We start from the raw sequence: 7,933 nt of genomic DNA on the forward strand, positions 1-7,933 counted from the left end.
TGGTGCCGTCGCCCGAGTCAGTCGCCGGTGTCCGTTTCGGTGACGAGGCGCATGATGTTTCCGATTAGCCTCTCCTCCTGGCCCACCAGGTAGAAGTGGCCCCCAGGGAAGACCTGCATGCCGAAGCCACCTGTCGTATGGCGTGCCCACAGGCTGGCCTGTGAGAGGTCCACCCCGGTGTCCGTGTCGCCTGCCACGGCGGTCACTGGGGCGGAGACTGCCGTGGCAGGCAGGGGCAGATAGCGGTCGGCCATCGCCATGTCGGCCCGGGTCACGGGCAGGATCAGGGAGAGGAGTTCGGGATCGGTGGGAAGGCGCACATCGTCCCCGCCGATCTCCCGCAGTCCCCGCAGCAACTCCTCGTCACCGGCCCTGCCCAGCCCACGGGAGCGGTGCTTTCCCGATGGTGCGGCGCAGGAGGACACGACGAGCCGCACCGGTGTTCTGAGGCCGGCGGCCTCCAGTCTCAAGGCGACCTCGTAGGCGACGAGGGCGCCCATGCTCTGCCCGAAGAGTACGTAAGGGCGGTCCAGGAGCGGTTGCAGCGCGGCAGCCGCATGGTCGGCCAGTCGGCGCAGCTCGGCCGGTGCCGGCTCGTCGAGCCGGTCGCCCCGTCCCGGGTACTGGGCGGCGACCAGCTCGACACCTTCCGGCAGATGCTCCGGCCAGGAACGGAAGAAGCTGGCGGAGCCACCTGCATGTGGGAAACAGATGATCCGCAGCCGGGGGTCCTGTTGGGGGCGGCGGCACCGGTACCAGGACCGAGCGTCCAGGGTGGGTGGGGCGCTGCTGTGCGTTTCTGTCCGCACGGTCGATTTCCTCCTGGGGATGAAAGAGCTGGGAGCGGGTCGGCAGTTGACTGGTTCACCTGCTGAGCCGGGTGGAAGTGAGGGAGAAGGAACGGTCGTTCACGTACTGGCCGGACATCCAGGCCGCGGCGTCCCGTGCGTAGCGCTCCGGCAGCATCACGGTGCTGTCGAACCGTTGCAGCAGCCTCCACAGGCACAGCACCAGCCACTCCCCGTCGGCGAAGGGTGGGTCCAGGGCGCCCTCTTCCTCGCGCGAGTACCACCAGGTGAGCACACAGCAGGACGCCGCGTGCAGAAGTGCCCAGGTACGGGCCTCGTTGAAGCCGCGCGACGGCATCCGCGGGGAGGAACCGAGGCCCATTCCCGCGGCACGCTGCTCGTGCCCGGACCTCACGGCGTCCAGACGGTCCATCGCGTCCAGGATCTCGGCGTTCACCGGCTCCGCGCCGACACGCCCGGCGATCTCCTGCTTAACGTGCGCCCAGCCAGCCGACGCCGGATCCGGACCCGGTGACAGCAGGCGCAGGTCCTCTCCGTCCGGACGCCATACGGCCGTTGTGCCCGAGGTGCCGAAGATCTGCCTCAGCAGGTCGTCGTCAGGGGCCGTGCCGGTGGCGGGCAGGGCGCAGAGGTGGCTCGCGATGACGGAGAGGTTGACGTGGCTCGTACCCTCGAAGATTCCCACCACCGCGTGGTCACGCTGAAGTTTCTGGAACAGACGGGAGCGTTCGGTGTCCTGGAGGTAGTAGCGGGCGCTGAGGACCTTAGACAGCTGCGTCATCCCCTCCTCCACGATCTCCGGGACGAGGTACTTGACCACCGACGACCACAGGCTCAGCCGCTCCGGGAGCAGCGTCAGCGCGCGGGTGGCCGGAAGCGACACGCATTCGCCGATGAGGATGTCGAGATAGACCCCGGTCAACAGATCGCGGATCAGCGGGAGTTCCTCGATTGCCGCGCCGTACAGGTGTCGCTGCCGGGTATGTTCCAGGCAGATGCGCAGCCCGGTGTCCAGGGTTCCCAGCGAAGTCGCGGCGATGATGGTCCGGGTTATCTGGAGCGTCTTCAGGGTCTGGGCGATCCCGGTGCCGCCAGTCCCGATGACCGACGAGGCGGGAACCTCGCAGTCCTCGAAGGTTAGGCCGCTCAGGTCGTGTCCCCGCAGGCCGAGCGTCATCACCCTGGGTAGATTTGCCCAACCCGACTCGGGGAGTGCCGACTTGTCCACCAGGAGCAGGGAGAACTTGCTGGGTCCGGTCTTCGCGTAGAGGGTGACGAAGGTGCCTCTGGTGGCGTTTCCGATGGGCCACTTCTCCCCGGTGAGACGGAACGAGCCGCCGTCCCGCCGGGCCGTGAACTCACAGTTGGCCAGGTCGCTGCCGTGATCGCGCTCGGACATGCCGAACGAGCCGAGGTCACCGGCCAGTACGCGTCCCGCCAGCCAGCCCCGTTGCCCGGCGTCGCCCCACAACCAAACCGGGTTGGCGCCCAGCATCCCGCTTCCGTAGGCGACGACGAGCCGTACGTCCCGTCGGGAGATCGCGCGGCAGACCTGGAACAGCTCCTCCAGGCAGTTCAGCTGGCCGCCGAACTCCGCGGGCACGAGGTAGTCCTGGAAGCCCCACTCGAAGAGAGCTTCGACCGCTTTCCAGGGCAGGTCGTCACCGTCGTCGGTCGACAGCACCTGGCGTACGGAAAGGCGGCTGTCCGGCTCCCAGTACCCGCCGAGGAACTCCTCCAGGCTTTCCACGGCCGCTCTGGCCGAGACCCCGGAGGGGGAAAATGTTTCGCCGCGCTCGCTGTCTTCGGCGCGGGGCGGTGTGACCGAAGTGCTCATGAGTGCTCCGCGTAGTACGTGACGAGTTCCCCGAGGTTCTTCATGACATGCAGCTGAGCGATTGTGGGCCGGAACGCGAACTCTTTCTCCAGCCTGGCCATCAGGACTTGGATGTGCATCGACGTGAGGGCCAGCTCGGCGAAGGAGGTATCGGTGCCGAAGTCGGAGTATTCCTCGTTCGACACATCCAGCAGGGCCGATGCGACGATGTCGAGCACCGTGCGCTCCACCGCCCCGCAACCGCCGGTGGTGACGGCCGCCGCGCCCGTGGCGGGCGGCACGTCGTCCACCGGAGCCGAGAACAACGCGGCACGGTCGACCTTCCCGTTCTCGGTGAGCGGGAAGTCGGGCACCGTGCGGATCATGTCCGGCACCAGATAGCGCGGCACCGTGCCGGCCATGTGCTCCCGCAGCTCCTCCACCGTGGTGGCGGCATCTTTCGTCAGGCGGACGTACGCCGCCAGCCGCCGCACGCCGTCGCGAGGACCGATGGCCCCCGCCACCGACCCGATGACGGCCGGATGGCGGTTCAACGCGCTCTCCACCTCGCCCGGTTCGATGCGATGGCCCTGGATCTTCACCTGCTCGTCCTCACGGCCCAGCAGTTCGAGGTTCCCGTCCGGCAGCAGCCGGGCGATGTCGCCGGTGCGGTACAGGCGGCGGCCGTCACTTGTGGTGACGAAGCTCGCCGCGGTGCGCTCGCCGTCCCGCCAGTACCCACGGGCCAGTCCCTCACCGGACAGGAACAACGGGCCCGGTACCCAGATCGGGCGGGGTTCCAGATGGCCGTCCAGCACATGGGCACCCTGGCCCCGCATCGCACGGCCGTAGGGAATGCTCCGCCAGCCGGGCCGGACCTCCTTGATCTCGTGCAGCACCGACCAGATGGCCGCTTCGGTCGCCCCGCCCAGGCTCACCAGCCGCACATCGGGCATGTCCGTCCGCACGGCGGACGCCAACGGTACCGGGATCCAGTCACCGCTGAGCAGAGCGAGTCGCAGAGACTTGCCCCACGCGCCCGGTTCCGTGTCCTGTTCCCACAACAGGCGCAGAAGCGAAGGAACGGAGTTCCAGACTGTCACTTCTTCGTCGTGGATCAACTGCCGCCAGTGCCGGGGGTCGTGGCGGTCCGCGTTGTCCGGCACGACTACTGCGCCACCGGCCGCCAGCGGGCCGAAGAGGTCGTACACGCTGAGGTCGAACGTCAGCGGAGTGACCGCGAGCACCCGGTCCCGGGCGTTCACCCCGAACCGGCTGTTGATGTCGGTCACGGTGTTCACCGCCGACCGGTGCTCGATCGCGACACCCTTGGGGCGGCCGGTGGACCCGGAGGTGTAGATGACGTAGGCCACGTCGCCGGGGTCGGCCGCCGGGACCGGCCGGCCCGCCGGTGCGGCCGCTGACCCGTCCAGAACCGCCTCTGCGTCGAACAGCGGAATGGCGCCCACGCTCACGTCGTACGGACCGGCCACCACGAGAGCTGCCGCGCCACTCTCCTCGATCATCTCGGTACGCCGACGCGCCGGGGCCGCAGGGTCCAACGGGAGGTATCCCGCGCCGGCGAGCAGCACGCCGAGCACGGTCACGACCTGATGCAGGCTCTTCAGAACCGACACGGCCACCAGGTCACCGCGTCCGATGCCGGCGTCCCCCAGCCGACCGGCGAGTGACCGGGCCGCCGCCACCAGCTCCGCGTAGGTCACGCGTCGAGCTCCGGCGATCACCGCGACCGCGTCCGGGGTACGCTCCGCCTGCTCCAGCACCAGGCCGTGCAGCAGCATGCCTCCCGCCGGCCGGTCTGGCACGGGGGTCTCGACGGCCTCCAGTCCGGCCAGTCCCGCGAGTGTCCGTCCGGGCAGCCACCAGCTCTCGCGCTCGGCCAGCTGGGCGAGGAGGCGCAGATACGCGCCGAACATGTCGTCGAGGAGGCCCGGCGGGAACAGCTCGTCCACCGCGTCCCAGGTAATCTTCACTCGGTCGCCTTCCAGCATCGCCTGGTGGTCCAGCCACACCTGAGGCGTCCGAGAGGTGGCGTACGCCTCCTTGCCCAGCCATGACAGACCGCCAGCGTCCTCGTCGAGCAGGCTCGTGAAGACCACCGGCGCCAACGGTCTCGTGGTCGCGCCGACGAGCTGGGAGCGTTCGCGCAGCAGCGCAAGGCCGTTGGCCCACCGCTTGTCGAGAGAGGCCAGCAGGGCGCGGGAGAAGCCGTGCACCCGCTCCTCGAACACCCCGCCCGTCGCGGGCACCGTTACCAGCAGCAGGTCGGTGAACTCGCCGATCACTCCCGTGCCCACCTCGGTGGAGGGGCGGTCGAAGGAGGTGACGGTCAGTGAGAACGCGCGGCCCTCGCTGTACAGGGCCAGGATTTCGCTGAAGGCGGCGCCCACGAGCGCGGCCGGGGTGACTCCGCGCGCCTTCGCCTGATCCTGCAGGCGACGCCATGCCGGGGCGTCGAGGTGAGTGGCGCGCCGCCGGAACACGGGCCGGCCGAGCGAGGAGGGATCCGTGGCGAGCGGTATGGCCGGCCCCGGCGGAAGACCGATCGCGCGGCTGCGCAGCGCCTGGTCCGCAGCGGTTGCCGACCGCCGGGCACGGCGGGCGACGAAGTCCCGGAAGGACGGGCTGCTCACCGCTTCCGCCGGGCCCCGGCCGAGGTAGAAGGCCCCCCACTCCTTCAGCGCGAGCATGAGGCTGCGCGCGTCGGCCATAAGGAGATCGAAACTTATGTGTACGACGGTCTCGTCGCCCGGGAGTCGGCAGGCGCGCAGCTCGAACAGCGGACCGGTCTCCGGGTCGTGGACCTGCCGGGACATCCGCTCGCGGGTGGCCTGGACCTGTTCCTCGGCATCGGGGCGTGTCGATAGGTCCTCGACGACGAGGGCGCAGTCCTGCGGGGAGAGCCGCACGTGCTGCTTACCCTCCGGGGTCACGACGGCCCGCAGCATCTCGTGCCGGCGGACGACTTTGAGCCAGTTCTCGGCCAGCTGACCGGTGTCGAGGCCGTGATGGCGGTACTCCAGGTAGATCTGGGAGCCGATACCGCCGAGTTCGTACTCATCGGAGCGTCCGACCAGGTAAGCCTGCTGAAGGTCGGTCAGGGGGAACATGTCGCTCTCCCCGGCGGCGGGCTCGTCCTTCCCGCCGCCGGGAGCGGGGACTTCACCCGCGCCTGCGGACGCGGAGGCTTCACCTGGACTGCCGGACGCAGGGGCTTTACCTGGACCGTCGGCTGCCTCCGCCTGCCGTGCTCCGTGGATGTGCCGTCCGAGGTCCGCCACGCTCCAGCTGCCGAGCAGGTCCGACAGATCGACTTCGACTCCGAAATGCCCCTGAATCAGTTCCTGGAGTTCGATGCCGCGCAGTGAGTCCAGCCCCATCGACGACAGGGCCGTACGCAGTTCGTCCTTGCCGACGGGCCGGTTCAGCAGTCCGGCCACAAGGCGCCGCAGCTGGTCGGTGACCTCCTGGGTCCCGGCCTCCTCGTCAGAGCCGACGGAGCCCACCTGGTCGTCGTGGAGGATCTTCAGCGTTCCGGCGGCCAGTCTTTCGCGGCACAGTGAACGCTGCAGCTTCCCGGACGACGTCTTGGGCACCTGCCCGTAGGCGGTGAGGACGACACGGTCGATGAACAGCCCGTGTTCGGCGGCGACCTTCCGGCGGATGTGCTCCACCACCTGCGCCGGGTCGACGGCGGGATCCGGCCGATACTCGTGCACCACCACAATCTTCTCGGTCCCGCCTTCCTCTATGGGGAAGGCCGCGGCGCAACCGGCCCGCAGCGCGCGGAACCTGTCCGGACCTATGCTCTCGATGTCCTGCGGGTAGTGGTTCGCCCCCCGGACCACGATGAGATCCTTAAGGCGGCCGGTGACCACCAGCTCACCGTCGACGTGCGTGCCCAGATCACCGGTCCGCAGCCACCCGGCCCGGTCACCGCCGGCTGTCTGTTCGTTAAGCACGGCTGCGAACGTATAGGCCGACTCCCCGGGGTGGTTCCAGTACCCCGCGGCCACCGTCTCGCCGTTCACCCAGATCTCCCCGATCTCACCCGTTCCCAGCGGGCGGCGGGTCTCCGGATCCACGATCTCCGTGCGGAGCCCCTCACAGGGGGGACCGCAGGAGACCAGCGAAGCCGTGGCCTCCGCGCCGGGCTCCGCGGGCGCCACCCGGCCCTTCCGCAGCGCGGCGGCGGACACCTGAAGCACCAAGGGTTCCTGATCATGTCCCGTGCCGGAGACGAGCAGGGTCGCCTCGGCGAGACCGTAGCCGGGCGAGAACGACCTCCGGCTGAATCCGCTCGAACCGAACGCACGGCTGAAACGCTCGATGGTCGCCGCCCGCACCGGCTCGGCGCCGTTGAACGCGGTCCCCCAACAGCTCAGGTCCAGCTGCCGCGCCTGCTCCTCGGAGACCTTGTCGGCACAGAGGTCGAAGGAGAAGTTCGGGCCTCCGCTGGTGAAGGCGCCGAACCTGGAAATGGCCTGCAGCCAGCGGACCGGGCGCCGGATGAACGACATCGGGGACATGAGTACGCAGCGACCGCCGGAGTACGCGGAACGCAGGACGTTGCCGAAGAGCCCCAGATCGTGATGGAGCGGCAGCCAGCCGACCGTGGTGGCGCCCTCGGGCTGGCCGAACATCCTCTCCAGCATGACGACGTTACCGATCACGTTGCGATGCGTCACCATCACGCCGCGGGGTAGGGATGTCGAACCCGACGTGTACTGGAGGATCGCCGGAAAGCCTGGATCGACGGCGACCGGCTCGAAGCCGTTCACCGCCGCCGTCTCGCCGCTGTACAACAGAGGAGGAAGGCCAGTGCCGTCGTCGTCCCGCCCCGCGTTATCACCCGATGCCACCATCAGTGCTGCCGGGTCGCAGTCGCTCAGTAACCGTCGCAGCCGGTCCGTGCGCCACCGGTAACCGCTCTCCTCCGGAACGACCGGAACCGCCGTGACCCCCGCGTAGAAGCACCCGAACAGCGCGGCCACGAAATCCAGTCCGGTCGGGTGCATGAGCAGCACCCGCTTGCCCGTGAGTCCCCGGTCGACCAGCAGCGCGGCAATGGACCGTGCCTTCAGGCCCAGTTCCGCGTAGGTCAGCGAATCGGATACCTCTTCGCCGTTCGACAGAAAACTGTAAGCCTCGCGACGAGGATGCTCCTCAGCGCGGGCCTGGAGCATGTCAACCAGTGTTGAGTACTTACTTTTCATCGTCACCCAATCGTTCGCCGCCGTCCGGGCTGCGTGGTCGCTGGAGTCATATGCGGGAGAGGTAAGGCATC

3 protein-coding genes are annotated in these 7,933 nt (G+C 68.8%); all 3 read right to left on the bottom strand.

Annotated elements, in window-relative coordinates:
- Positions 1-17 precede the first annotated feature (17 nt).
- The 3 genes from ACFWBT_RS39645 to ACFWBT_RS39655 are packed head-to-tail and all read right to left on the bottom strand — an operon-like array spanning position 18 to position 7,832.
- Positions 18-809 (bottom strand): thioesterase II family protein, encoded by a 792-nt coding sequence (locus tag ACFWBT_RS39645; protein WP_385708722.1) that lies wholly within the window; start codon positions 807-809, stop codon positions 18-20.
- Between the two features lie 55 nt (positions 810-864).
- Positions 865-2,646, bottom strand: a complete 1,782-nt coding sequence (locus tag ACFWBT_RS39650; protein WP_385708724.1) for an acyl-CoA dehydrogenase family protein — start codon at positions 2,644-2,646, stop codon at positions 865-867.
- A complete protein-coding gene (locus ACFWBT_RS39655; RefSeq protein ID WP_385708727.1) occupies positions 2,643-7,832 on the bottom strand; it encodes an amino acid adenylation domain-containing protein in 5,190 nt (1,729 codons plus the stop codon). The genes ACFWBT_RS39650 and ACFWBT_RS39655 overlap by 4 nt, the downstream gene beginning before the upstream one ends.
- Positions 7,833-7,933 lie beyond the last annotated feature (101 nt).

This window comes from Streptomyces sp. NPDC060027, from assembly GCF_042737005.1.
Classification (GTDB): domain Bacteria; phylum Actinomycetota; class Actinomycetes; order Streptomycetales; family Streptomycetaceae; genus Streptomyces.